23 protein-coding genes are annotated in these 21,184 nt (G+C 38.8%); 4 read left to right on the forward strand and 19 right to left on the reverse strand.

The annotated features are described in order from the left end of the window. Positions 1-36: 36 nt before the first annotated feature. The 13 genes from BZZ03_RS05330 to mvk all read right to left on the reverse strand — a co-directional run bounded on the left by BZZ03_RS05330 (position 37) and on the right by mvk (position 13,152). The gene (locus tag BZZ03_RS05330) at positions 37-1,473 is read right to left on the reverse strand and encodes a glycoside hydrolase family 1 protein (protein ID WP_086582725.1); all 1,437 of its coding nucleotides are present in this window, start codon (positions 1,471-1,473) and stop codon (positions 37-39) included. Next, positions 1,473-2,975 carry a 6-phospho-beta-glucosidase gene (locus BZZ03_RS05335; RefSeq protein ID WP_061413738.1) on the reverse strand — a complete coding sequence of 501 codons (1,503 nt, stop codon included), beginning with the start codon at positions 2,973-2,975 and terminating at the stop codon, positions 1,473-1,475. The genes BZZ03_RS05330 and BZZ03_RS05335 overlap by 1 nt, the downstream gene beginning before the upstream one ends. Positions 2,976-3,176: 201 nt before the next feature. Beyond that, on the reverse strand, positions 3,177-4,517 hold the full coding sequence (locus BZZ03_RS05340) for a PTS sugar transporter subunit IIC (RefSeq protein ID WP_019291333.1): 1,341 nt from the start codon (positions 4,515-4,517) through the stop codon (positions 3,177-3,179). A gap of 24 nt (positions 4,518-4,541) precedes the next feature. After that, complete coding sequence (locus tag BZZ03_RS05345) at positions 4,542-4,868, reverse strand: PTS sugar transporter subunit IIB (RefSeq protein WP_019291334.1); 327 nt, start codon at positions 4,866-4,868, stop codon at positions 4,542-4,544. A gap of 214 nt (positions 4,869-5,082) precedes the next feature. Beyond that, the gene (locus BZZ03_RS05350; protein WP_019291335.1) at positions 5,083-5,823 is read right to left on the reverse strand and encodes a MurR/RpiR family transcriptional regulator; all 741 of its coding nucleotides are present in this window, start codon (positions 5,821-5,823) and stop codon (positions 5,083-5,085) included. A gap of 19 nt (positions 5,824-5,842) precedes the next feature. Further along, a complete protein-coding gene (locus tag BZZ03_RS05355) occupies positions 5,843-6,427 on the reverse strand; it encodes a YdcF family protein (RefSeq protein ID WP_086582726.1) in 585 nt (194 codons plus the stop codon). Next, positions 6,427-7,767, reverse strand: a complete 1,341-nt coding sequence (locus tag BZZ03_RS05360) for a DEAD/DEAH box helicase (RefSeq protein WP_019291337.1) — start codon at positions 7,765-7,767, stop codon at positions 6,427-6,429. Before BZZ03_RS05360 ends, BZZ03_RS05355 begins: the two co-directional genes overlap by 1 nt. A 118-nt stretch (positions 7,768-7,885) precedes the next feature. Beyond that, positions 7,886-8,494 (reverse strand): superoxide dismutase, encoded by a 609-nt coding sequence (locus tag BZZ03_RS05365; RefSeq protein ID WP_017369434.1) that lies wholly within the window; start codon positions 8,492-8,494, stop codon positions 7,886-7,888. A 52-nt stretch (positions 8,495-8,546) separates the two neighbouring features. Then, the gene (gene fni, locus BZZ03_RS05370) at positions 8,547-9,602 is read right to left on the reverse strand and encodes a type 2 isopentenyl-diphosphate Delta-isomerase (RefSeq protein ID WP_086582727.1); all 1,056 of its coding nucleotides are present in this window, start codon (positions 9,600-9,602) and stop codon (positions 8,547-8,549) included. Then, positions 9,595-10,536 carry a mevalonate kinase family protein gene (locus BZZ03_RS05375; protein WP_086582728.1) on the reverse strand — a complete coding sequence of 314 codons (942 nt, stop codon included), beginning with the start codon at positions 10,534-10,536 and terminating at the stop codon, positions 9,595-9,597. The genes fni and BZZ03_RS05375 overlap by 8 nt, the downstream gene beginning before the upstream one ends. Next, entirely contained in the window at positions 10,523-11,470 is a 948-nt protein-coding gene (gene mvaD / locus BZZ03_RS05380; RefSeq protein WP_086582729.1) for a diphosphomevalonate decarboxylase, read from the reverse strand. The genes BZZ03_RS05375 and mvaD overlap by 14 nt, the downstream gene beginning before the upstream one ends. 182 nt (positions 11,471-11,652) lie before the next feature. Continuing rightward, positions 11,653-12,066: a universal stress protein gene (locus BZZ03_RS05385; RefSeq protein WP_061413748.1), complete on the reverse strand. Its 414-nt coding sequence runs from the start codon at positions 12,064-12,066 to the stop codon at positions 11,653-11,655. 153 nt (positions 12,067-12,219) lie between these two features. Next, positions 12,220-13,152: a mevalonate kinase gene (gene mvk / locus BZZ03_RS05390; RefSeq protein WP_086582730.1), complete on the reverse strand. Its 933-nt coding sequence runs from the start codon at positions 13,150-13,152 to the stop codon at positions 12,220-12,222. 164 nt (positions 13,153-13,316) lie between these two features. On the opposite strand from mvk, the gene BZZ03_RS05395 reads away from it, so the two are divergent. Further along, positions 13,317-13,496 carry a hypothetical protein gene (locus tag BZZ03_RS05395; protein ID WP_029343527.1) on the forward strand — a complete coding sequence of 60 codons (180 nt, stop codon included), beginning with the start codon at positions 13,317-13,319 and terminating at the stop codon, positions 13,494-13,496. A gap of 29 nt (positions 13,497-13,525) precedes the next feature. On the opposite strand, the gene BZZ03_RS05400 is transcribed toward BZZ03_RS05395, so the two are convergent. The 6 genes from BZZ03_RS05400 to tmk all read right to left on the reverse strand — a co-directional run bounded on the left by BZZ03_RS05400 (position 13,526) and on the right by tmk (position 18,031). Then, positions 13,526-14,368: a transporter substrate-binding domain-containing protein gene (locus tag BZZ03_RS05400; protein ID WP_019291346.1), complete on the reverse strand. Its 843-nt coding sequence runs from the start codon at positions 14,366-14,368 to the stop codon at positions 13,526-13,528. Between the two features lie 129 nt (positions 14,369-14,497). Next, entirely contained in the window at positions 14,498-15,364 is an 867-nt protein-coding gene (gene rsmI / locus BZZ03_RS05405; protein WP_019291347.1) for a 16S rRNA (cytidine(1402)-2'-O)-methyltransferase, read from the reverse strand. Continuing rightward, the gene (locus BZZ03_RS05410; RefSeq protein WP_016171014.1) at positions 15,361-15,702 is read right to left on the reverse strand and encodes a DNA replication initiation control protein YabA; all 342 of its coding nucleotides are present in this window, start codon (positions 15,700-15,702) and stop codon (positions 15,361-15,363) included. The genes rsmI and BZZ03_RS05410 overlap by 4 nt, the downstream gene beginning before the upstream one ends. Positions 15,703-15,726: 24 nt before the next feature. Then, the gene (gene ricT, locus BZZ03_RS05415; RefSeq protein ID WP_061413776.1) at positions 15,727-16,500 is read right to left on the reverse strand and encodes a regulatory iron-sulfur-containing complex subunit RicT; all 774 of its coding nucleotides are present in this window, start codon (positions 16,498-16,500) and stop codon (positions 15,727-15,729) included. A gap of 12 nt (positions 16,501-16,512) precedes the next feature. Beyond that, positions 16,513-17,376 carry a DNA polymerase III subunit delta' gene (locus BZZ03_RS05420; RefSeq protein WP_086582731.1) on the reverse strand — a complete coding sequence of 288 codons (864 nt, stop codon included), beginning with the start codon at positions 17,374-17,376 and terminating at the stop codon, positions 16,513-16,515. Positions 17,377-17,401: 25 nt separating this feature from the next. Further along, the gene (gene tmk / locus BZZ03_RS05425) at positions 17,402-18,031 is read right to left on the reverse strand and encodes a dTMP kinase (RefSeq protein WP_019293861.1); all 630 of its coding nucleotides are present in this window, start codon (positions 18,029-18,031) and stop codon (positions 17,402-17,404) included. 210 nt (positions 18,032-18,241) lie between these two features. Between tmk and yycF the strand changes: the two genes are divergently transcribed. From yycF to BZZ03_RS05440, 3 genes are read left to right on the forward strand one after another with little or no spacing between them, the layout of a single operon-like run. Continuing rightward, complete coding sequence (gene yycF, locus BZZ03_RS05430; RefSeq protein WP_003133894.1) at positions 18,242-18,943, forward strand: response regulator YycF; 702 nt, start codon at positions 18,242-18,244, stop codon at positions 18,941-18,943. Then, positions 18,936-20,354, forward strand: a complete 1,419-nt coding sequence (locus BZZ03_RS05435) for an ATP-binding protein (protein ID WP_086582732.1) — start codon at positions 18,936-18,938, stop codon at positions 20,352-20,354. The genes yycF and BZZ03_RS05435 overlap by 8 nt, the downstream gene beginning before the upstream one ends. Further along, entirely contained in the window at positions 20,351-21,163 is an 813-nt protein-coding gene (locus BZZ03_RS05440) for an MBL fold metallo-hydrolase (protein WP_086582733.1), read from the forward strand. Before BZZ03_RS05435 ends, BZZ03_RS05440 begins: the two co-directional genes overlap by 4 nt. Positions 21,164-21,184: the final 21 nt, after the last annotated feature.

Genomic DNA, 21,184 nt, shown 5'->3' on the forward strand with positions numbered 1-21,184 from the left:
TTTTTGCAAGTGTTTTCATACTGACAGAGAACGACTTTAGATACTATCCCCATTCTCTTTAATGAGCGCTTGATACCAATAGTAAGAATCCTTGGGTATTCGCTTGAGACTTCCTTCCATACTTTCGTCCTGATCCACGTAGACAAAGCCATAGCGTTTCTGATAACCGTTCAACCAACTGAGTAAGTCAGTGTAAGACCATGTATGATAGCCAATCACTTGAACACCATCGGTTAAGGCTTCTTTTATAGCTTTAACATGACTTTCCAGATATCTAATGCGGTAATCATCATGAATTTGCCCTGCCTCAAGCTTGTCGTACTCTCCTAGACCATTTTCTGTAATCATCACAGGTATGCGGTAGCGACTGGTAATTCGACGTAAGGCGATACGCAATCCCATTGGATCAATTTCCCAATCCCAGTTTGTACGTTCAACAGCAGGATTAGTTACACGTTTGTACAAGCCCGGAATGCCTTGGTCGCCTCCTGAGCCCTTAACTCCGGTAGTATTCATTTTACCAAGTGTGACTCCACCTTCGCGCGGATTCCAAGCATTGGCAGCAGTTTGATAATAATTAATCCCTAAAAAGTCTGGTCGGGCTGATTTTAAGAGTTCAAAATCACCCTCTTCGGTTTCAAACATCAGATCATTTTCTTTAAGATAATTCAAAGCCACAATAGGATATTCGCCATAGCAATAGACATCCATCCAAAAATGAGCAAACATTTCCTCTGCGTTTTCAGCTGCCAAGACATTAAGGGGATTGGAATCGATCGCGTAGTTTGGTGTATAAGCAAAGGAAGGACCGATTTGACCGGGCATATCCATTTCATGAAAAGCATTGATTACAGCTGCATTAGCCAAATTTGCATGGTGATTGACTTGATAAAACAGCTTCATATCGACTTTTCCTGGTGGATGTGTTGCCAATATCCAACCATGTTGTGTAAAGATGTTTTGTTCATTCAAGGATACCCAATACTTCACTTTTCCTTTAAAAGCTGTAAATAGTGTTTGCGCATAATGCACAAAATCCTCAATAATCTGGCGACTTTCCCAACCTTGATATTCTTCTTCAAGAGCTTGCGGTAAATCCCAATGATAGAGCGTAACTACAGGTTCGATATGATTAGCAATCAATTCATCAACCAAATCCATATAAAATTGTAAGCCTTGTTGATTAATTTCGCCCCGACCTTCAGGAAAAATACGTGTCCAAGCAATCGAAAAACGATAGGATTTTAATCCCATTTCAGCCATAAGTGCTACATCTTCTTTGTAGCGATGGTAGTGATCAACAGCAATGTCTCCTGTTGTCTCCTTAAAAGTTTTTCCTGGTATGCGGACAAAATTATCCCAAACTGATGGACCCTTTCCGTCTTCGTCATGCGCACCTTCAACCTGATAAGCTGCCGAGGCCGAGCCCCATAAAAAGTTATCGGGGAAAGCTTTTAGTTTTGTATGTTCCATTATAATTTTTCTCCATTTGAGGCTATGACTTGACTGTACCACTCAAAGGAATCTTTCTTCGAGCGTTCCAAGCTGCCATTTCCTTCATTGTCTTTATCTACATAGATAAAACCATAGCGTTTTTTCATCTCTCCAGTTCCTGCAGAAACAAGATCAATAAAGCCCCATGGTGTATAACCCATTAAGTCTACCCCATCGTATTCGACAGCATCTTTCATTGCTTCAATATGTGCTTTTAGATATTCCACACGGTATGGATCATGAATGCTGCCATCTTCTTCTACTTTATCCACAGCACCAAAACCATTTTCTACAATAAAGAGTGGTTTTTCATAACGCTCATTGAACCAATTCATGCTATAACGCAGACCTAATGGATCAATTTGCCAACCCCATTCTGATGCTTCGACATATTGATTTTTTACCAAATCTCGGTTTTCAATATAATCAAAAGTTGGCGCTCCCAGGTTCTCTTGATTCTCCATTTTTTCAGCTGTACTTGGCATATAATTTAGCTTAAGACTTGGATCAATCTTTTCAGCCTGATCTTTAATAGCAAAACTCATATAATAACTAAAGCCGATATAATCTACTTCGCCTTTGGATAAATCTTCAATATCTTCTGAAGTAATGTCCAAATCAAAGGCTTTACGTTCAAAATATTTGAGCATATAGCTTGGATAGTGACCACGCGCATGGACATCGGTAAACCATAAACGCCGTTGCATGGCAACCTGTGCTGCCATCATGTCTTCGGGTTTGCATGTTGCAGGATAAATAGGACACATCGCAATCATGCAACCAATTTGGAAATCAGGGTTAATCTTATGTCCTAGATCTACAACTTTAGCAGAAGCAACTAATTCATAGTGGGCTGCTTGGTACATAATCTTTTCACGGTTCTCGCCTTCCACGAACTTCAAACCAGAGTTAGTGAAGGGTGCAAAATCCAGATCAAAATTTGCTTGATTATTTATCTCGTTAAATGTCATCCAGTATTTAACTTTATCTTTATAGCGGGTCATTACTACTTCAGCAAATCTTACAAAAAAGTCAATCAAGCGGCGATTACGCCAGCCACCATACTCGGTAACCAAGTGATAAGGCATTTCAAAGTGGGAAAGCGTGATGACTGGCTCAATACCGTTTTTCAAACATTCATCAAACAAATCATCGTAAAACTGAAGACCTTCCTCATTTGGCTCACTTTCATCTCCATTTGGAAAAATACGTGTCCAAGCAATGGATGTACGGAAACAGTTCACACCTAACTCTGCAAAAAGTCTGACATCATCTTTATAGCGATGGTAGAAGTCAATGGCTTCATGGTTTGGATAATTTTCACCAGGTAAGACACCATCTGTAATCCGGCGCTCAACACCATTTGCTCCAGCAGTCATAACGTCGGCCACAGAAACTCCTTTGCCTCCTGCATTCCAGCCGCCTTCAAGTTGATGAGCAGCAACTGCACCGCCCCATAGGAAATCTTTTCTTAAAGTCATTTTTCTTCTCTCTTTCCTCTAATTCTGTTGATTTAACTTTAAATCTTTTACAAGGTTTGAACTTGCGTATACTTCAGTTCTTAACATCCTCCCCTTTTTTTAAACGCTCAGTTCCCCTCTATAAATGTAAACTCTCCCAGCTCTTGATGAGTTTACATTTATAGAAGAGAGATTAAGTCAATGCTTAATCTCATCTCACTATTATGCTTGTTCAGCTTGCTCTGCTTCATATGCTTCTTTTTCTTGTTGTACAAGAATCGCATCATATTTTTTAGCAAATGGCCAGTATATGGCACCTGTCACAAAAATCATCAAGGCTTGCCATGCTGCACCTTGCCAACCTCCGACAATCAAACCTGAAAGGATTGGCGGTGTTGTCCATGGGACGAAGATACCATTAAACGGTGGGATAATTCCCAGCGCAATAGCTGCATAAGTTCCAAATCCTGAAACGAGAGGGGCAATCAAGAATGGGAAAGCCAAGATTGGGTTTAAAACAATCGGCATACCAAAGAGTACAGGCTCGTTGATATTGAAGAAGGCGGGTGCCAATGTTAATTTACCAATAGTTTTCATTTGAACAGAACGCGCACGATAAATCATAAAGATAACGAAACCGAAAGTCATTCCTGAACCTGTAACCGTAATAAACTGATCCATAAAGGCTTGCGTAACAATATGTGCCCCATGATCAAGTGATAAGTTACCCTCTTGGAACAATTTGAGATTATCGGCATTATTAGCCAGGAGCAATGGAGTCATGATACCGCCAATAACTGTGGCACCATGCACCCCAAACCACCAGATAAATACAGGTAAGAATGCAATTAAGAAGACACCAAGTGGTCCGTCTGTAGCATGTTGCAGAGGTGTTTGAATTAAAGTATAAATCCATTCAATCGGTGTTTGATCCGTTGTCAATACAGATAGAGCATAGATAAGCATTGCTACAAAAGTAATAACGAAAGCTGGCACAAGAGCACCAAAGGAATCTGATACATTTGCAGGCACTTGTTCAGGAAGTTTGATACGGATATCTTTTTTCATGAACCATGAGTAAGACCAACCGACCAATAAACCAGCAAGCATAGCGAGGATCATTCCTTTCCCACCAAGCCAAGCTGCATCGATAACACCACTTACTTGATACTCTCCCACGACAGCAGAACCATCAGCAATTTTAGTCACTGTTGAAATAGTGCTTGGTTGAAGCATAACCATGACAATAATAGAAGTCAAACCAGCAGAGGCGCCTTCATAGCCTTCGCTCTTCACCCAAGAATAAGCAATACCAAAAGCTGCAAAGAGGGCCATAATACCAAATGAAGCAGCATAGGCTTGATTAAAAATAGGGGCCCAACCAATTTGTGCAATCCAGTCCGCAACATTTTGTTGAGGGAAGTTTGCTAAGATGAGGAAGATTGCTCCAATAATAATGAAAGGTATTGGATACAACATACCGTTTTTAATTGCTGTAACGGCTTTTGTGTTCAAAAATTTCATCATCGGAGGCATTAATTTCTCGTTGATAAATTTATTCATATTTTTACTCCAAAAATTTTATTTTTAATTCATTAGGGCATCTGCAGCTGCCACTACATTTTTGCCATTCATCATGCCATAGTCTTGCATCTTAATCACATCACAAGGAACTCCTGCGGCATTCGCTTTCTTAGTGACTTCTGCTTTCATATAAGAAACTTGAGGACCTAATAAAAGCACATCTGGTTTGTTCGAACCAGAGCCTGCTAACATGTTATCAATCTCTGCTACTGACTTAGCAAAAATTTCATAATCTTTTCCAGCTTCTTTTGCTGCTTGTTGCATCTTCGTTACCAGCAATGATGTTGACATACCTGCTGCACATGCCAGTGCAATAACCTTTTCTGCCATTTTTTTCTCCTTATTCTTTTGAGCTCAAGAATATTATAGCGTTTTCTGAAAAGGCTTTCAAACGATAATATGAAATACCTTTCCTGTATTGAAACAAAGAGAAAATGGCTTAAATTAAGGATTTGTGGCTTAAATTTTTGCAATAAATACAAAAAAACTTGCAAAAACTGCAAGTTTTTTAAAACATGTTTCACATTTTGGAACAAATTGAGCACTATTCCTCTAAAAAATGGAGCGTTTTATGAGCCAGAACTTCAAGAACTGCAACAACAGGAAGTTGTGTCGTTAAATTTCCTAGCGGATAAAGTTTAGACCATTCCGGCGTGAGATTGTAAAAGAGTTGCAAGTCAGCTAGCCGGCCAACTGTACTGTCTTCATTATTTGTCAATGAAATAATTTGTGCGCCTTCTTGTTTGAATTCCAACTCCTTATTAATGATTTGAATCGTTTCTCCTGAGGCCGATAAAATCAATGCAATGACATTACCTGTGCCATTGATTTGGATAGCTTGAAAAGGATCATTAATAACAAAGGCACGTAAACCTGCATTCACAAAATATTTACACGCATAATCAGCTAAAGAACCTGAGTTCCCAATTCCCATAAAAACGGTATAATCTGCTTTAGCAATCATCTTGGCAGCTTCGGTCAGTCGCTTTTGATAACTTTCAGAATTCATACGGCGTAAAAACATATCAAATTCTAGCATATTGTCATAATGCTGCTCTTCCGCCGTTTTAGGTTTGCTTTGATTTTTTAGAAAGAATTTTAATTCTGCCCAACCATTAAAGCCCAACTTTGTACTCATTCTTACGATTGTTGTAGTAGAAACATGAAGCTGGCTAGCTAAGCTCCGAATCGTTGCTTTTTGAACCTTATCTGGAGATTTGATGATAAAATCAAGGACCAAGGTTTCGAGCTCATTAAGCTTGCTTATTTGTTCAGGTTGAAACATAAAAACTCCTTTATCTAGCTTAAAATAGTGTATATTTGATCAAATAGTAACCCAGAGCTAAACACTCTCGAGCGTAATTGCTCATAGTCTGCCAAGCAGAGGTCTTACTTTCCGCTGCATAACCTTGCACGTTTTTGTAGCCTAATTTGGAAGCCAAATAAAGGCTACGATAAAGATGAAAGTCGCTCGTCACAAGTAGTGTTTTCCCTTGCACATACTTTTGAGAAAGCGCGAAATTCTCGACAGTATTTCGCGCTTTCTTTTCTTCAATGATTCGGCTAGAGTTTAAACCATGTGCTTTGAGGTATGTGGCCATTCCCTCAGCTTCAGATACAGGAGAAGCGGAACTTTGATAACCTGTAACAATAACTCTAGCTTGAGGATTGCTCTTAGCAAGTGTTAAAGCAGTATCAAGACGGCTCTTCGTAGTAGATGCAGGCTGACCATCTGGCTCAATCTTACTGCCTAAAACTAGTATCGTCTTAAAATCTTGTGCTGTATCTCCTTGATGAGCGACATCACTCCGTATCAAAAAGAAACAGAAAAGGCCATAGGCCGTTCCCAAAGCAAAGATTAACCCTAAAACTCGAAAGAATTTTTTCATTAGAATTTTTGTTTGCGGGCTTCACGTTGCTTACGTGCATTTTTATTGTGCTCTGCACGACGTTTTTTCGTATTTTCTTCTTCAATCGCCCATTTCAAGGCACGTTTATAGCCTGGTTTGACTTTTTTCTTACTCTTAGCCAACTGACCACGCATTTTGTTAGACAACTCTCCAGTCTTGGCTGTACGTTTTTCACGGCGATCACGATCATAAGAATCAACAATCTCACCATTTTTCACAGCTTTAGGTTGGAATGTTACACCCATTTTTTCAATTTCACGAATGGCTGAATCATCAGAAGGACTGTAAAGTGTAATCGCCGTTCCCGACAAACCATTACGTCCTGAGCGTCCTACACGGTGTACAAAGAAGGAAAGATCACGAGGAAGTTCATCATTGATAACATGACTTACACCTTCGATATCAATCCCACGTGCTGCAATATCCGTTGCTACAACAAACTGATAATCTAAGTTCTTGATGCTTGCCATGATACGTTTCCGTTCACGTGGTGGGATATCACCATGAATTTTCGCTGCTTTGACACCATTGTTGACTAAGAAATGATGAATATCATCAACGCGTCCCTTTGTATTGGCAAAAATCATTGCCATATAAGGATTGGTTGCCTTCGAAAGTTGCAGTAAAATTTGGTTATGTGATGCGCCTTTAGTTGAGATCAGCCAGTTTTCAATCGTGTCTGAAATCACAGTCTTATTCGCAATTTTTTCCATCACAGGATTATTCAAATATTTTTTAAGGAAAGGCTGTAACTTTTGTGGAATAGTTGCAGAGAAGACCAACATCTGTACTTTTTTACCAAAGCTGGCTGCAATTTTATCCACATCTGTCAAGAAGCCCATATCCAAAGTCATGTCCGCTTCATCTACAACAAAAATGGATGCCGTATGAATAATCAAAGCTCCCGATTTAAGTAAATCTTGGATACGCCCTGGTGTCCCAATCACGATATGAGGTTGTGAAGACTCAAGTTTCTTAATTTGACGCGCTTTATCTGTTCCACCCACATAGTTGACCACGCGGATTGCATCATTAAATTTGACAAATTCTTGAGCTGCATGATAAATCTGTGTGGCAAGTTCACGAGATGGTGCAGTGATTACGGCTTGGACTTCATCAAGCTCTGTGTTCAATTGTTGGAAAATAGGGAGCAAGAAAGTATGTGTCTTTCCTGAACCTGTTTTTGATTCCCCTACCAAATCACGGCCTGATAATACGACAGGAATCAGTTTTTCCTGAACGGGGGTTGGCGAAACGAACTTGATTGCCTCAAGCGTTTCATTGATATAATTCTTAAAGTTAAATTCTGTAAATTTCATAGCTCCTATTATAGCATGAATAGTGCATTTATAAAACAGGGTTCGCCTTTTTAATTCCAATTCTTATTGAAAAAAGCAGAAAAGCAAAAAAAGCACCTCCAAGGTGCTCTTTTTTATGTTATTTAGCTTTAGCGTAAAGTTCGTTTACTTTATCCCAGTTAATCAAGCTAAAGAAAGCTTCGATGTAATCTGGACGAACATTGCGATATTTCAAATAATAAGCATGTTCCCAAACGTCAAGACCAAGTACTGGAATTTGTCCATCAGAAATTGGGTTATCTTGGTTAGCTGTAGAAACAACTTTAAGTTTACCGTAATCGAGAACTAACCAAGCCCAACCTGAACCAAAACGTCCTGTAGCAGCTGCTTTAAACTCAGCTTTGAAGTCGTCAAATGAACCAAAAGCTTCATCGATGGCTGCAGCGATGTCACCTGTTGGTGCACCACCTGCGTTTGGAGCAAGCCATTCCCAGAACATTGTGTGGTTCAAATGTCCGCCACCGTTGTTACGTACCGCAACGCGGATATCTTCTGGCAAACGGTCCAAATAAGCCACTAATTCTTCAACAGTTTTATCAAAGAATTCTGGGTGTTTTTCAATCGCTGCATTAAGATTATTTACATAGGTTTGGTGATGTTTATCATGGTGCAAATGCATTGTTTCTTCATCAAAGAAAGGTTCCAAAGCGTCGTATGCATAAGGTAATTCTGGAAGTGTATAAGCCATAGTATTCTCCTTAAATTTTAATATACTATTATTATAAAGAAATAAGAACCGTTTACAAAATTATCTGCTTATCTTTTCGCTCTTCACGAAAATACTTCAAATCTCGGTCATAGATAAATTCAACTCCTGTTAAATCATCATACTCCCGTGCACCAACCAAAGTATAGAGCTTTGTTAAATCATCTTTCCAGTGGCTAAACATTTCATCCAAGGCTTGAGGTCCTTGGGTATGTAGGATGGATAAAACATGCCCAGCCGAGCTGGCTAAAGGCGCACCCAAAAGTTGAGCATGCAAGATATCTGTAGCTGATGCAATACCTCCCGTAGCAATCAGAGGTTTAGTATTTTGCGCCAATTGAGCTTCAATGAGGCTCTCGGGTCCTGTAAAGCCAAAATCATTTAAGTTTAAGGTGCTGTGCCCCCGTCCACTCTCAATCCATGCAAAATTTGTGCCACCTTTACCGCCAACATTAATGCCAGCGATGGCTGTTTGGCTAAGCTGTTTAAACATTTTTTGACTCATACCAAAGCCGACTTCTTTGACTACAACAGGAACATCTAAATTTTCAGCGATACGATTAATATTTTCAAGCCAGTAAAAAGAACGATCCCCTTCACTATCCTTCATGACTAACTCTTGTCCAGTATTAATATGAATTTCTAAAGCATCAGCAGAGAGCATTTCGACAGCCTTTTGTGCATTTTCTAAAGAGTGTCCTGCTCCCATATTTGCAAAAATGAAACCCTTTGGATTATGTTGACGCACTTGACGGAATCCTTCCGCCAATTCGGGATATTTCAAAGCAATCGACTGCGAGCCGACGGCCATTGATATATGATGGTGGGCCGCAATCTCCGCTAACTCTAAATTAACCTTATCACCTTTTTTAGATCCCCCAGTCATCGCTTCTATGTAAAAAGGAAAATCAAACTTATGTTCCAAAAGAGTAACCGATAAGTCAACTTCTTGTGTAGAAATTTCTGGCAAGCCATTGGGAACAACCCGTAATGCAGCAGAAAACTCTGAGCGATTTCGGCCTTCGCGCCAGTACTTTAAGCCAAGTGATAAGTGTTCATCCTTCCGATGTCCGTGGATTTCTTTACTCATTTTGTTTTCCTATTCTTATTTTCTCAAGCTTCATTCCTTCTGCTTCAAGAGCGCTCCTTAACTCGACTATCTTGTCTTCACGCTCTGCAAAAAGAATAATATTTTCACCAAACCCCGCACCTGAAATCTTTCCAGCAAATTCGGGTTGGCTATTCACAATATTCAGAGCTAAAGCCAGTTGATCAGTCATATAGCCTTTTGCTTGGTGCTCAATAAGTAAAAGTTGATTTTCGAGGAGTTTCTCTTTAAAAAGAGCGAAATCCTGCATATCAATAGCTGTACTTATTTCAATAACAAGTTCATCACTTTTAGCATAAAATGCCTCAGAAAGTTGATGTTTCAATTTTTCTACTGTCTTCGCAGATTGAGCAGTTTGGACAACATAAGGCTGCCAAGGAATCGTTAGCGGAAGGACGCGCTGATGATTTTCATAGAAAATACTGCCACCATACATAATTGCAGCAACATCGCCACGAGAACCGCTCCCTTGCACATCATAATGTGCTTGGGCCGCAATTTCAAAGCGTTTTTTCAAGGGAAGATTGAGCTGAAAAAAAAGATTGAGTGCATTCACAACGCCGACAACGACACAAGCTGATGAGCCATAACCCTTCTTGTTTTCGCCAAAACCCAGTCCACTCTTGATTTCCAAGTGAAATTCCCGGGTCAATTCAACTTCTTTACTCATATACTTGATAGCCGTCATGACAAAATTCCAAGGCCCGCTGTGCTCAGGTTTAATTTCCTTTACTGAGAAGGCATGAGCAGGCATTGCCACATTCGTTTCTAAAAGACTGTGGCCCTCTACTTCTGAAATAACCACTTGGAAATCACTCTCAAGACTCGTTACCAGAGCTAAACCTCCTGGACGAGTAACCGCATATTCTCCTGCAATAAAAAGTTTTGCAGGCACATCTATTTTATAAGTACTCAAGTCCGCCCCCCGCATGTGCAATATCAAAAATAATATTTGGAAAATTTTCCCGTAGTTTTGTTAGAAGTACTTTCTCTGTCGCTCTGTCTGTAATAATTTTAACGTTTGGCCCAGCATCGATGGTAACAAAAGCCAAGAGTCCTGCTTTATAGCATTCTTGCGTAAAGGCAATAATCCGTTGAGTATCTTCAGTAAAGTAATCAAAAGGTTCCACACAGAGGCGATTCTGTTCATGCATACCCAAAGCATTATTTTCTGCGAGTAAACCGATCTTTTCAATATCTGCCTGACGAATCGCACTTTTCATTTCTTCAAGCTGACGTGCTGACTTTTCTACCCAAGCGCTGTAGGTCGGAGCAGTTTGAGCAAGTTGCATCCCCCGTGTTGAAGACATTTTCTTTTGGGCACTTGATATTTCAGCAACAATCATGGACAAGTGGATATCCTCATCATAAAAGCTCTCAGCATAAGAGGAAACGTCGTCTTCACCCTTGTTCCAAACAGCAAAGTTACCAAAGACTGAACGCGAAGCTGAACCAGAGCCACGCCGTGCAATTCTTGACATTTCTGTCAAATCGGCTGGTAATTCGAGGAGTCCAAACATGGCACCTGTCAATGCGGCAAAGCTTGAGGCTGAGGAAGCCAGTCCGGCAGCAGTTGGCACATGATTTTCAGAAGTGACTAAAACACCTGGAAAAGAACCATGCTTTGCACGAAGCATTTCTAAAAATTGATGCACACGAGTAGCATCGGTGTTCACCCCATTTAAAATCAGTTGATCCTGGTCAGTAAAAGCAACAGATGTCGTTGTATAAAATTGATCCAAAGTCATTGATAAGGAACTTGTCGTAGGAATATTCAGCGCCACATCCGCCTTCCCCCAATATTTAATCAAGGCAATATTCGTATGTGCTCTAACAGTAAATTCATTCATTTATATTTTTTCCTCTTGTCGATTAATCTCTCCTATTATAACAAAGGTGGCGTAATTTAGCCATTTGTCGTTTTTGAAATTTATTCCTCCATATTGTAAAGATCTCACAAAAAACCACCTGAAAAGGTGGTTACTTTTATACATATTTCCTGAAAGAAGAAAAGAGAAGCTCCATACACTACCTACTTCACAACGGTAACATTGCAAGGTGCATGGTTTACAACATAGGCTGTTGTAGAACCCAAAGTCATACGCTCAAAGTAATTAGAACCTGTGGCTCCCATCACGATGAGATCACACTTCTGCTCCGTTGCAAATTCAACAATTTGCTTCTTAGGAATACCTACTACCACAAAGGTTTGAACTTTGACATTGTCTTTTACAATAGTTACTGCTTCTTGCAAGATCATCTCGGAAGCTTTTGTATAATTGTGCTTAAGAATCGGCAGGGCATGCCCATATAATTTTCCGTCATCTTGGACCGTTAGGACCGAGAGTTCTACATCGTTTAAACGTGCGATTTCCATTGCCTCTTGGAGTGCTTTGTATGAGTTGTCTGAACCATCAATGGGAACCAAAATATTTTTGTAATTCATCAAGATTTCTCCTTCCTTGCTTTGCCTATATTATAATGCTTTCTAATAATAAATAAAAGCAGCATGCATTAAAAATAAGCAGTCAAAGATGACTTCGTAAAACCAAAAAACCTTAAGTGACTTATACACTTAAGGTTTCCTTATACTTCATTTTTAAACAGAGTAAATCCAGGTATTCTTGGCGCCATTTTTCAAAAGCTTTTGACTAATGCGGATTGCATCTTTTTCATTAGCTGCTAGAGCGACCATTACCCCACCTAGACCTGAGCCTGTAAGCTTGGCTCCCAGAGCACCATTTCTCAGCGCTGTGTCCACTAAGGTATCTAAGCGCGGGTGTGAAACTCCAAGTGAAGAAAGATTTTCATGCGCTTGGTTCATCACTTGCCCCAAATCTTTTAATTTATTTGTCATGAGAAAATCTTTTGAAGCTTTTGAGAGTTGACCTAACTTTTCAATATGGCCTTGTGCTTTGGTCTTATTCTCTGATAATTTTTCCCTGACTATGCTAATCGCTTGACTAGTAAAGCCATGTACACCTGAATCTCCAATAACCAGGTAACCAGATAGATTGATATCAAAAGATTCGGCAGTTTGACCTTTAATAAACCAAAGCGGTAACTCCGAATTAACGGTTGCGACATCAATTCCTGATGAGCGGCCATGCGTAATATTCTCCGAGAAGTTAGCAAAAGATAAGAGCATTTCATCTGTTAGCTCTGCATCAAAAAAATCATAAAAGGCACGTGTGATTGCTGTTGCTAGAGCTGCTGATGCTCCCAATCCCCGTCCCAAAGGAATATTCGAATCAATTTCCAGAGAAAATGGAAGTTTGACGGAATGGAATTTTTCTAAAAGACGTAGGATGAGTTGGCGTACCCCCTCAAATTCGTCTCCTAACACATCCAATCTGCGCCGCGATTCATTATTTTCAATATATTGTCCGTATTTGATAGAAGAAATTGTAACGGTTGTCTTCAGAATAGTAACAGGTAACGCAATTGCAGGCTGCCCATAAACAACCGAATGCTCTCCAATCAAAATTAATTTGGAATGAGCGGTTCCTGTGCCCATTTTATTTGTAGTCATAACTATAAATTCTCCATTAAAGTACGCAAAGGTACTTGACAATTTTATAAAATTTGAGAGTGAAAATCAAGTAGCAATTCTTTTTTTGCCCATAATATCTAGATAAATAGGATAAATCTGTCCTTTCTCTTCTGGTATTGTGTCAAAAAAGTTATAATAAAAACATGGACAATCTACGCAAAGCAATTGAAAAAATGGATATTGTCACTGTCGATGCTGCAGTTAAATATAGTGGGTTAAGCAGAAAAGTGATACTTGATTTTATCCATGAAAATCCTCATCTAAGAATCTTTGATGAACAAGAGCAACATTGGGTTAATGAAAATGTTGATGGACATTGTTAAATACAAATAAAAAGTGCTTCTAGCACTTTTTATTTGTATTGCTCCATTCCGGGTACCTGATCTCCCCCAAAATATTTTTGAGAAAGTTCTTTCAAGTATCCATCTTCAGCCATTTTTTTAATCTCTTGGTTAAGATCTTTTTGAAGTTGTGTTTGACTATTGTCAAGGATATAGTAAGTATAGGTCTTGAATTCAGGATATTTTTCAAGATCTGTAGGTACTGTATCAGATACACCTGTTACAGCATGTTCTTTAACAAGATTTTCCGCAGCAGATTTTGAAGCAAAGATAAAGTCCATTTGTCCATCAGAAAGAGCTTGTAAACGTTCTGCCAACCCGCGTTTTGAATAATCTACGGTAATTTTTTTATCAGGATGTGCACTATTCCACTGATCCATAATGTCACCATAGTTGGTCCCTGTTGGAATCTCGGTTTTCTTCCCTACAAGCCCTTCAATGGTTGTGATTTTATCTTTATCATTAGAGAAAATCGCATTAATGCCTTGCGTTGTGGGGAAACTAAAGAGATACTTTTCCTCACGCGCCTTTGTTTTACCATAAATATTCACACCGATATCTGCACGTCCTGCATCTAGAGCTGCAAGAATAGCACTGTCATCGTATGTTTTAAAGTCAAATTTATATTGAGGCAAATTTTCATCTGCTTTTTTGAGAATATCATATTCATAACCTGTCAGCTGCCCATCCTTCGTATACTCGTAAGGATTTGATGAGCCAGAGATTGCCACATTGACTGTGGTCGTTTTTTCTTGACCGGCGGTTGTACTTTTATTCGAATTCGAGCACGCTGCTAGTAGAGTAACACCAGCTGCACTCAAAGCCAATAAGGTTATAACTTTATTTCTTTTCATTATATCTCCACTTCCTTTTTACTTACGTTTTGATTTTAACATAAACTAAACAATTTCCATTTATCTACGCTTATAAATAAGTGCTACATTGATAAAATAAAAAAACAACCTAAAGTTGCTCTTTCTATTTTATAAATCATGATACTGTGCATAAAGATCCTGCCGCACCAGCTCACGCTCTTTCGCCACTTGCTTGATGGCTACGTTAGGTTTTATTCCCGATGCAACCAGAAGTTGAACAGCTTCTAATGCTGTAGTCTCATCCTCTGAATTATCCTCAACTTCTCCATTGAAGCCAGCAACGATAATTAAACATTCTCCCTTAATCGGTTGCTCTTTTAAAGAAAGTAAAACTTCTGAAATTTTACCTCGACGATATTCTTCATAAATTTTGGTTAATTCGCGTATTAAGGTAACGTCTCGATCCCCATAGATCTGAGCCATATTTTCTAAAGTTTCTGCGACACGATAAGGAGACTCATAAAAAATCTGCGTTTCAGGATAGGTCATTTTAGTTTCCAAAAACTTCTTCTGTTCACCTTTTTTACGAGGTAAAAAGCCGTAAAAAATATGAGGCTGTGGGACTAATCCAGAAGCGATAAGACCTGTTATTCCAGCTGAAGCGCCTGGTAGGGCTACTACATCGATATTTCGCTTAATGGCTTCCACAACTAAATCATGACCTGGATCAGAAATTGAAGGCATACCTGCATCTGAGACTTGTGCTAGCGATTTTCCTGACATAAGAAAATCTAAAAGCTTCGGAATTTTATCAAAGGAGTTATGCTCATGAAAAGACTCTTGAGCCACCTTGATTTCAAAATGATTAAGTAATTTTTGAGTGTTGCGTGTATCTTCACTTGCTACCAAATCCACGGTTCTTAGGGTTTCCAAAGCACGTAGTGTCATATCCTGCATGTTGCCGATAGGTGTTGGCACTAAGTAAAGCTTACCTGCGCTTTTTTCACCTTTAAAGCTTCGTTGTATATTTATCATCTGTACAAAAGCTCCAAGCAGTCCAAGCAATTTTCACCATCTTGCAAACGCTCTGCATAATGTAAATGACACACATGAAAGCCTTCATTAAAAATTTGAATCAGATTTGGATTAGGTTCATCTTTTGACTTTGAGCTAGCTTTTTCTTCTTTTTTCTCAATATGCGCCAAACGTTCGCGTAATTTTTCATTTTCCATGCGAATCGTTGCATTTTCTTTTAAGGATTCATCCAGTGCATCCCGTACCGTTGAAATTTGGCCCAGTGTATAAGCCAAACTTTCCTCCAACAGCCCCAGTTGCACATAAATCTCATTTTTATCGATCATCATTTCCCCCATAACTTACCTCTATGTCAATTCTTCTTAAAGATTTACCTCTGAAATATCAAACTCTTTTATTGTATGCTCTAAGCGAAGCTTAATTTTGTTATTCAAAATATTAAGACCAATAACTTTCCCCTCACCATCTACAGTCGTAATATGTTCACCAAAATCAGGAAAATTTTTACGTGCTTCCCTATAAAACTCATCTTCATAAGACAAACAGCACATTAAACGACCACAAAGACCATTCAGTTTGCTTTGTTTTAAAGAGAGCGACTGATTTTTTGCCATCTTAATAGAGACATTCGGAAATTCGTAAATAAACTCCGAACAACAAAGCGGTCGTCCACAAGGACCAACACCGCCATACATTTTTGCAGCATCACGCGCTCCAATCTGACGAAGCTCAATTCGCGTACGAAAAGTCGCAGCTAATTCTTTAAGTAAAGCTCGAAAATCCACTCTGTTTTCCGATGTAAAAGACACAAAAAGCTGACTTTGGTTTAAATTATAAGCTGCATTTGTAACCTTCATGTCAATCCCACAATCTGCAACAATTTGGCGAATCTTCGTGCAGGCTTGTTGCGAGAGCTGCTCTGTCGTACAAATCAACTCTTCATCTGCTTCTGTTGCTGCACGAACAATTTCTCCGGATGTATCAACATTTTTATCTTGTGGGAGTTGCTTCATTACCCGGCCATAAGTCTTGCCTTTTTCGTTTTGAATAATGACTTGCGTTCTTGGTGCAAATGTTTCATGACCACTTACAAAGGTATTTTGTTCTCCATGTGTAAACTCTACTTCGTAAATCATATTATCTTCTTCCTATTTCAGCACTATATATTCCAAACAAGATCCAAAGCGCACATTACTTTTCCACATTTTTTCTGCTTGAAAGGTTTTTTGAACCCATTCGGACATTTTTTCTTGATTAAAAAGCTCCAAGAGCAGAGAAAATACTAAAGTTTGTTTCTCCTTATCCTCAATATTTTCTGCAACATTTGTTAGATAAAGAAATGCTTCCCGTCGATCCGTCTTAACTAATTTCAGCAATTGTTGGAGTTTCTTCAATGTATCATTAAACCAAGTGGCTCCACTTAAATCCTGGGCTTCTTCTACCGAGTTACAAACCCGACTCAGTAATTCTGCCTGTGTTTTTAAGACACCATTTTGTTCCAACGTTTCTTGCATGTAGGCACTATTTTTGGGGAAGCTAAAAACTTGTGTCCGTGATTTAATGGTGGGTAACATGAGATTATCATTTTCTGTGAGCAAAAAAACATGTGTTGCATTATCAGGTTCTTCAATGGACTTAAGTAAAGCATTTGCCGCATTGCTGTGCATTTTTTCAGCTTCAGTGATAATGACCACTTTCTGAGCGCCTTCAAATCCTGACTGACTAAAAACTTCCGACAAATCCCGAATTTGTCCTGTTTTTATAGTTTGACCTTCCGGACGAATAATGTGTAAATCGCTAAATTCATCCCTAGCAACTAAACGACAGTGACGACAGTTCTCACAAGGTAAATTGTCCTGTAAATTTTCACAAAAAATAGCCTGACTCAGCCAAATAGCCATATCCAAACTACCAAAACCCCCACTAAAGAGATAAGCATGGCTCAATTTATTCACACGTAAGATATGCTTAAAGCGTTCAAAAAGTGCTGGTTGAATATCTGCAATTTTCATGAAAACTCCTTAGTTTGAAATTTTATTACAAACAAAATTTCTTTTTGATGACTGTTAACGTGTCTGCAACAACTTTGTCAAGTTCTTGACTGGCATCAATCGTGACAAAGCGCTCAGGCTCATTCTTAACAATTTCTAAGTAACCTTGTCTGACTTTACGATGCATCTCAGCACGTTCGAGATCAAGTCTATTGACTTCATCTGCTCTATTTTTCATAATTCGTTCAAGTGCAACATCTGTATCAATATCGAAATATAATGTCAAATCCGGTTTAAGACCATCTGTTGCAAATTCATTAAGCCAGTTTACAGGTTCAACACCAAGTTCACGTCCGTAACCTTGATAAGCAACCGATGAATCAATAAAACGGTCAACAATTACCATCTCGCCTGCAGCCAGCGCTGGAAGCATTTTTGTTTGCATGTGTAGACGACGTGCCGCAGCAAACAGCATCAGCTCTGTCTTGCTGTCAATTTCTGTATTTTCTGTACTTAAAATTATATTTCGAATCTCTTCTGCCACACGTACACCTCCAGGTTCACGTGTCGGAAGGACTTTATAAGACGATTTTTCTAGTTCGGGAAGAATATTTTGTAAAACGGTTGTTTTACCGGCCCCATCTGGCCCTTCCAAACTAATTAATATTCCATTCATATCTTATATTATAGCAAAAATAAAAAGAAAAAATATGGGAAAAATGTTCTTTTATAAATATTGTTTACTATATAAGTTTCTTATTTTACAAATGATTTCACTTTTGTAAAAATTCTATATTATGGAAGGCTTTACCTTGCTATACTACTGTAATAATTGTATAATGAGAAAAGCAATTAATATTATATACATCTAAGCGAAAGGATTATCATGAAAAAAATTCTTGTTGTTGACGACGAAAAACCAATTTCAGATATTGTAAAATTTAATCTCGTCAAAGAAGGGTATGAAGTAGTCACTGCTTTTGATGGTGAAGAAGCTCTTGAACTCTTTGAATCAGAAAAACCCGATCTTATCTATCTTGATTTGATGCTTCCAAAAATTGATGGCCTTGAAGTTACACGTCAAATCCGTAAAACTTCTGAAGTCCCTATTTTGATGGTTTCTGCTAAAGATACAGAGTTTGATAAAGTTATCGGCCTTGAACTCGGTGCAGATGATTACATCACAAAACCATTTTCAAACCGTGAACTACTTGCTCGTATTAAATCAAACTTACGCCGCATGACAAACGTTCCTGTTGAACAACCAAAAGATTCTAAAAAAGAATTGGTAATTGGTAACTTACGTATCAACCCGACACATTATGCCGCATATAAAAATGAAACACAGCTTGACTTGACACATCGCGAATTTGAATTACTCTATTATCTTGCACAACATCTGGGTGAAGTTATCACACGTGAAACTTTGCTTGAAACTGTTTGGGGCTACGATTACTTCGGTGATGTTCGTACTGTTGACGTAACTGTTCGTCGCCTTCGCGAAAAAGTTGAAGATACTCCAAGCCGTCCTCAATACGTATCTACACGTCGTGGCGTTGGATACTATATGAGCGAACCTCATGAATAAATTTTTTAATTCAATAGTACTTAAAGGAGTAGTGATTCATCTACTTCTTTTTGGCATTTTTGAGATAGTAAATAGTCCATACTTCCTCACACACACTACTGCACTCTTACAGTTTTTCATCTTTTATCTGGTCACCTTAAGTCTTCTTAGTTGGTATCTCAGTCGCTTGGCGCAAACGGCAAATAAAATATCTCATCAAGTGGATGATTTTTTGCATGATAACTATGAAAATCGCCAAATTTCTAAAGAAAATAATGAGCTCTCAGTAGCTTACAATAAATTGTTATTACTTGGACATGAAATCGAAGATCGACAAGAACATTTAGAGAATCAGCGCAACCAACTGGAGAGTATTTTAACCTACCTTGCCGATGGTGTCATCACTACAGATAGGCACGGGAAGATTAATCTTGCTAATCACGCAGCACTGACTCTTCTTGATCAGTCAAACGAGTTAATCATTGGTAAAGATTTGATTGATATTCTAAATATCTCCGACAAATATTCTTTTCATGATTTACTACAAAAAGAGCCCGAACTCACACTCAATGCCATCAATTGTGAAGGTGCAGCTGTTATCCTCCGTGTAAACTTTATGCTCTTCCGTAGCGAATCAGGGTACATTTCTGGGATTATTGCTGTTCTTCACGATACAACGGAACAAGAAAAAACAGAAAGAGATCGCCGACTTTTTGTGTCCAATGTCTCGCATGAGTTGCGCACCCCGTTGACTTCTGTCAAAGCTTACTTAGAAGCGCTCAATGATGGGGCCCTAGCTGATCCCGAGGTTGCTAGTCACTTCGTGGATGTTTCCCTTAACGAAACAGACCGAATGATTCGGATGATTGGGGAGCTTTTAGAACTCTCTCGTATGGACCAAGATAAAGTTAAACTTCATACTGAAATTATCAACTATGTCGATTTTATCAACTATATCCTGGATCGTTTTGATCAAATTATCGAAAAAAATTACAATAACTTTAAAATTATTCGTCAAATACCTCAACAAGAGATTTGGCTTGAAATCGATACCGACAAGCTTTCGCAGGTTATTGACAATATCATCAATAATGCCTTTAAGTATTCTCCAAAAGGTGGAACAATTACCGTAAGCGTCTGGTGTGAAAGCAACAAAGCATTTACTTCTATTGCCGACCAAGGTATGGGAATTCCAAAACCTGCTTTAGCCAAAGTTTTTGACCGTTTTTATCGTGTCGATAATGCTTCAAGAAATAGCCAAATCGGTGGTACAGGCTTAGGCTTATCTATTGCCTATGATATTATGAAACTCCACAAAGGTGATATAGTAGTCACTTCTGATGGTAAAACTGGTTCAACTTTCACCCTGTCTTTCCCTTACAGTGATGAAATTAATCAAGAAAATAACGACTGGGAGGATTTTGCTGAATGAGCACTGAATCAGCATTTAAATATTCAATTTTAGCATCAGGAAGTACTGGAAATTCTTTTTACTTGGAAACACCCGAAAAGAAAATTCTGGTAGATGCTGGATTATCTGGAAAAAAAATCGAGAGTTTATTAGGAGAGATTGACCGAGACATCAAAGATGTCGATGCACTCCTGATTACTCATGAGCATAGCGACCATATCAAAGGAATTGGTGTTCTTGCCCGAAAACACGGTATTCAGCTTTACGCCAATGAATTAACCTGGCAAGAACTGGAAAGTAAAAACTCACTAGGAAAAATTGCGAGTGAGCAAAAACATATCTTTGAAATGGGCAAAACTAAAACTTTTGGCGATATCGATGTCGAAAGTTTTGGTGTGAGTCATGATGCTATCGCGCCCCAATTTTATCGTTTTATGAAAGATAATAAATCCTTCGTATTACTTACAGATACAGGTTATGTAAGTGACCGTATGCGTGGTACAATCGAAAATGCCGACGGCTATCTTATGGAAAGTAATCACGATATTGAGATCCTCCGTATGGGGGGCTACCCTTGGAAAACAAAACAACGTATTCTCAGCGACCAAGGCCATTTATCTAACGAAGATGGTGCCGAAGCTGCTTTTAATGTTTTAGGAAATAAAACAAAACGCATCTTCCTCGGTCACCTTAGCCTGAATAACAATATTCAAGAGCTTGCACATATGACCATGGACGGTTTTCTGGCGCAACATGATGTTGATACCAAACGTGACGTTCATATTATTGACACTAGCCATGAGCATGCAAGTAAACTCTATGATATTTAGACAGTATTTACAGCAATAAAA

Source organism: Lactococcus petauri (assembly GCF_002154895.1).
Lineage (GTDB): Bacteria > Bacillota > Bacilli > Lactobacillales > Streptococcaceae > Lactococcus > Lactococcus petauri.

What these genes read in the sequence shown, in the direction of transcription:
- BZZ03_RS05330 (WP_086582725.1), bottom strand. Translation starts at nt 1,473, where the DNA reads ATGGAACATACAAAACTAAAAGCTTTCCCCGATAACTTTTTATGGGGC.
- mvaD (WP_086582729.1), bottom strand. Translation starts at nt 11,470, where the DNA reads ATGAATGAATTTACTGTTAGAGCACATACGAATATTGCCTTGATTAAA.
- BZZ03_RS05400 (WP_019291346.1), bottom strand. Translation starts at nt 14,368, where the DNA reads ATGAAAAGAAATAAAGTTATAACCTTATTGGCTTTGAGTGCAGCTGGT.
- BZZ03_RS05435 (WP_086582732.1), top strand. Translation starts at nt 18,936, where the DNA reads ATGAATAAATTTTTTAATTCAATAGTACTTAAAGGAGTAGTGATTCAT.
- rsmI (WP_019291347.1), bottom strand. Translation starts at nt 15,364, where the DNA reads ATGATAAATATACAACGAAGCTTTAAAGGTGAAAAAAGCGCAGGTAAG.
- tmk (WP_019293861.1), bottom strand. Translation starts at nt 18,031, where the DNA reads ATGAATGGAATATTAATTAGTTTGGAAGGGCCAGATGGGGCCGGTAAA.
- BZZ03_RS05385 (WP_061413748.1), bottom strand. Translation starts at nt 12,066, where the DNA reads ATGAATTACAAAAATATTTTGGTTCCCATTGATGGTTCAGACAACTCA.
- yycF (WP_003133894.1), top strand. Translation starts at nt 18,242, where the DNA reads ATGAAAAAAATTCTTGTTGTTGACGACGAAAAACCAATTTCAGATATT.
- BZZ03_RS05335 (WP_061413738.1), bottom strand. Translation starts at nt 2,975, where the DNA reads ATGACTTTAAGAAAAGATTTCCTATGGGGCGGTGCAGTTGCTGCTCAT.
- BZZ03_RS05365 (WP_017369434.1), bottom strand. Translation starts at nt 8,494, where the DNA reads ATGGCTTATACACTTCCAGAATTACCTTATGCATACGACGCTTTGGAA.
- BZZ03_RS05350 (WP_019291335.1), bottom strand. Translation starts at nt 5,823, where the DNA reads ATGTTTCAACCTGAACAAATAAGCAAGCTTAATGAGCTCGAAACCTTG.
- BZZ03_RS05340 (WP_019291333.1), bottom strand. Translation starts at nt 4,517, where the DNA reads ATGAATAAATTTATCAACGAGAAATTAATGCCTCCGATGATGAAATTT.
- mvk (WP_086582730.1), bottom strand. Translation starts at nt 13,152, where the DNA reads ATGACTACAAATAAAATGGGCACAGGAACCGCTCATTCCAAATTAATT.
- BZZ03_RS05360 (WP_019291337.1), bottom strand. Translation starts at nt 7,767, where the DNA reads ATGAAATTTACAGAATTTAACTTTAAGAATTATATCAATGAAACGCTT.
- BZZ03_RS05395 (WP_029343527.1), top strand. Translation starts at nt 13,317, where the DNA reads ATGGACAATCTACGCAAAGCAATTGAAAAAATGGATATTGTCACTGTC.
- BZZ03_RS05345 (WP_019291334.1), bottom strand. Translation starts at nt 4,868, where the DNA reads ATGGCAGAAAAGGTTATTGCACTGGCATGTGCAGCAGGTATGTCAACA.
- BZZ03_RS05420 (WP_086582731.1), bottom strand. Translation starts at nt 17,376, where the DNA reads ATGAAAATTGCAGATATTCAACCAGCACTTTTTGAACGCTTTAAGCAT.
- BZZ03_RS05440 (WP_086582733.1), top strand. Translation starts at nt 20,351, where the DNA reads ATGAGCACTGAATCAGCATTTAAATATTCAATTTTAGCATCAGGAAGT.
- BZZ03_RS05355 (WP_086582726.1), bottom strand. Translation starts at nt 6,427, where the DNA reads ATGAAAAAATTCTTTCGAGTTTTAGGGTTAATCTTTGCTTTGGGAACG.
- ricT (WP_061413776.1), bottom strand. Translation starts at nt 16,500, where the DNA reads ATGATTTACGAAGTAGAGTTTACACATGGAGAACAAAATACCTTTGTA.
- BZZ03_RS05410 (WP_016171014.1), bottom strand. Translation starts at nt 15,702, where the DNA reads ATGGGGGAAATGATGATCGATAAAAATGAGATTTATGTGCAACTGGGG.
- fni (WP_086582727.1), bottom strand. Translation starts at nt 9,602, where the DNA reads ATGAGTAAAGAAATCCACGGACATCGGAAGGATGAACACTTATCACTT.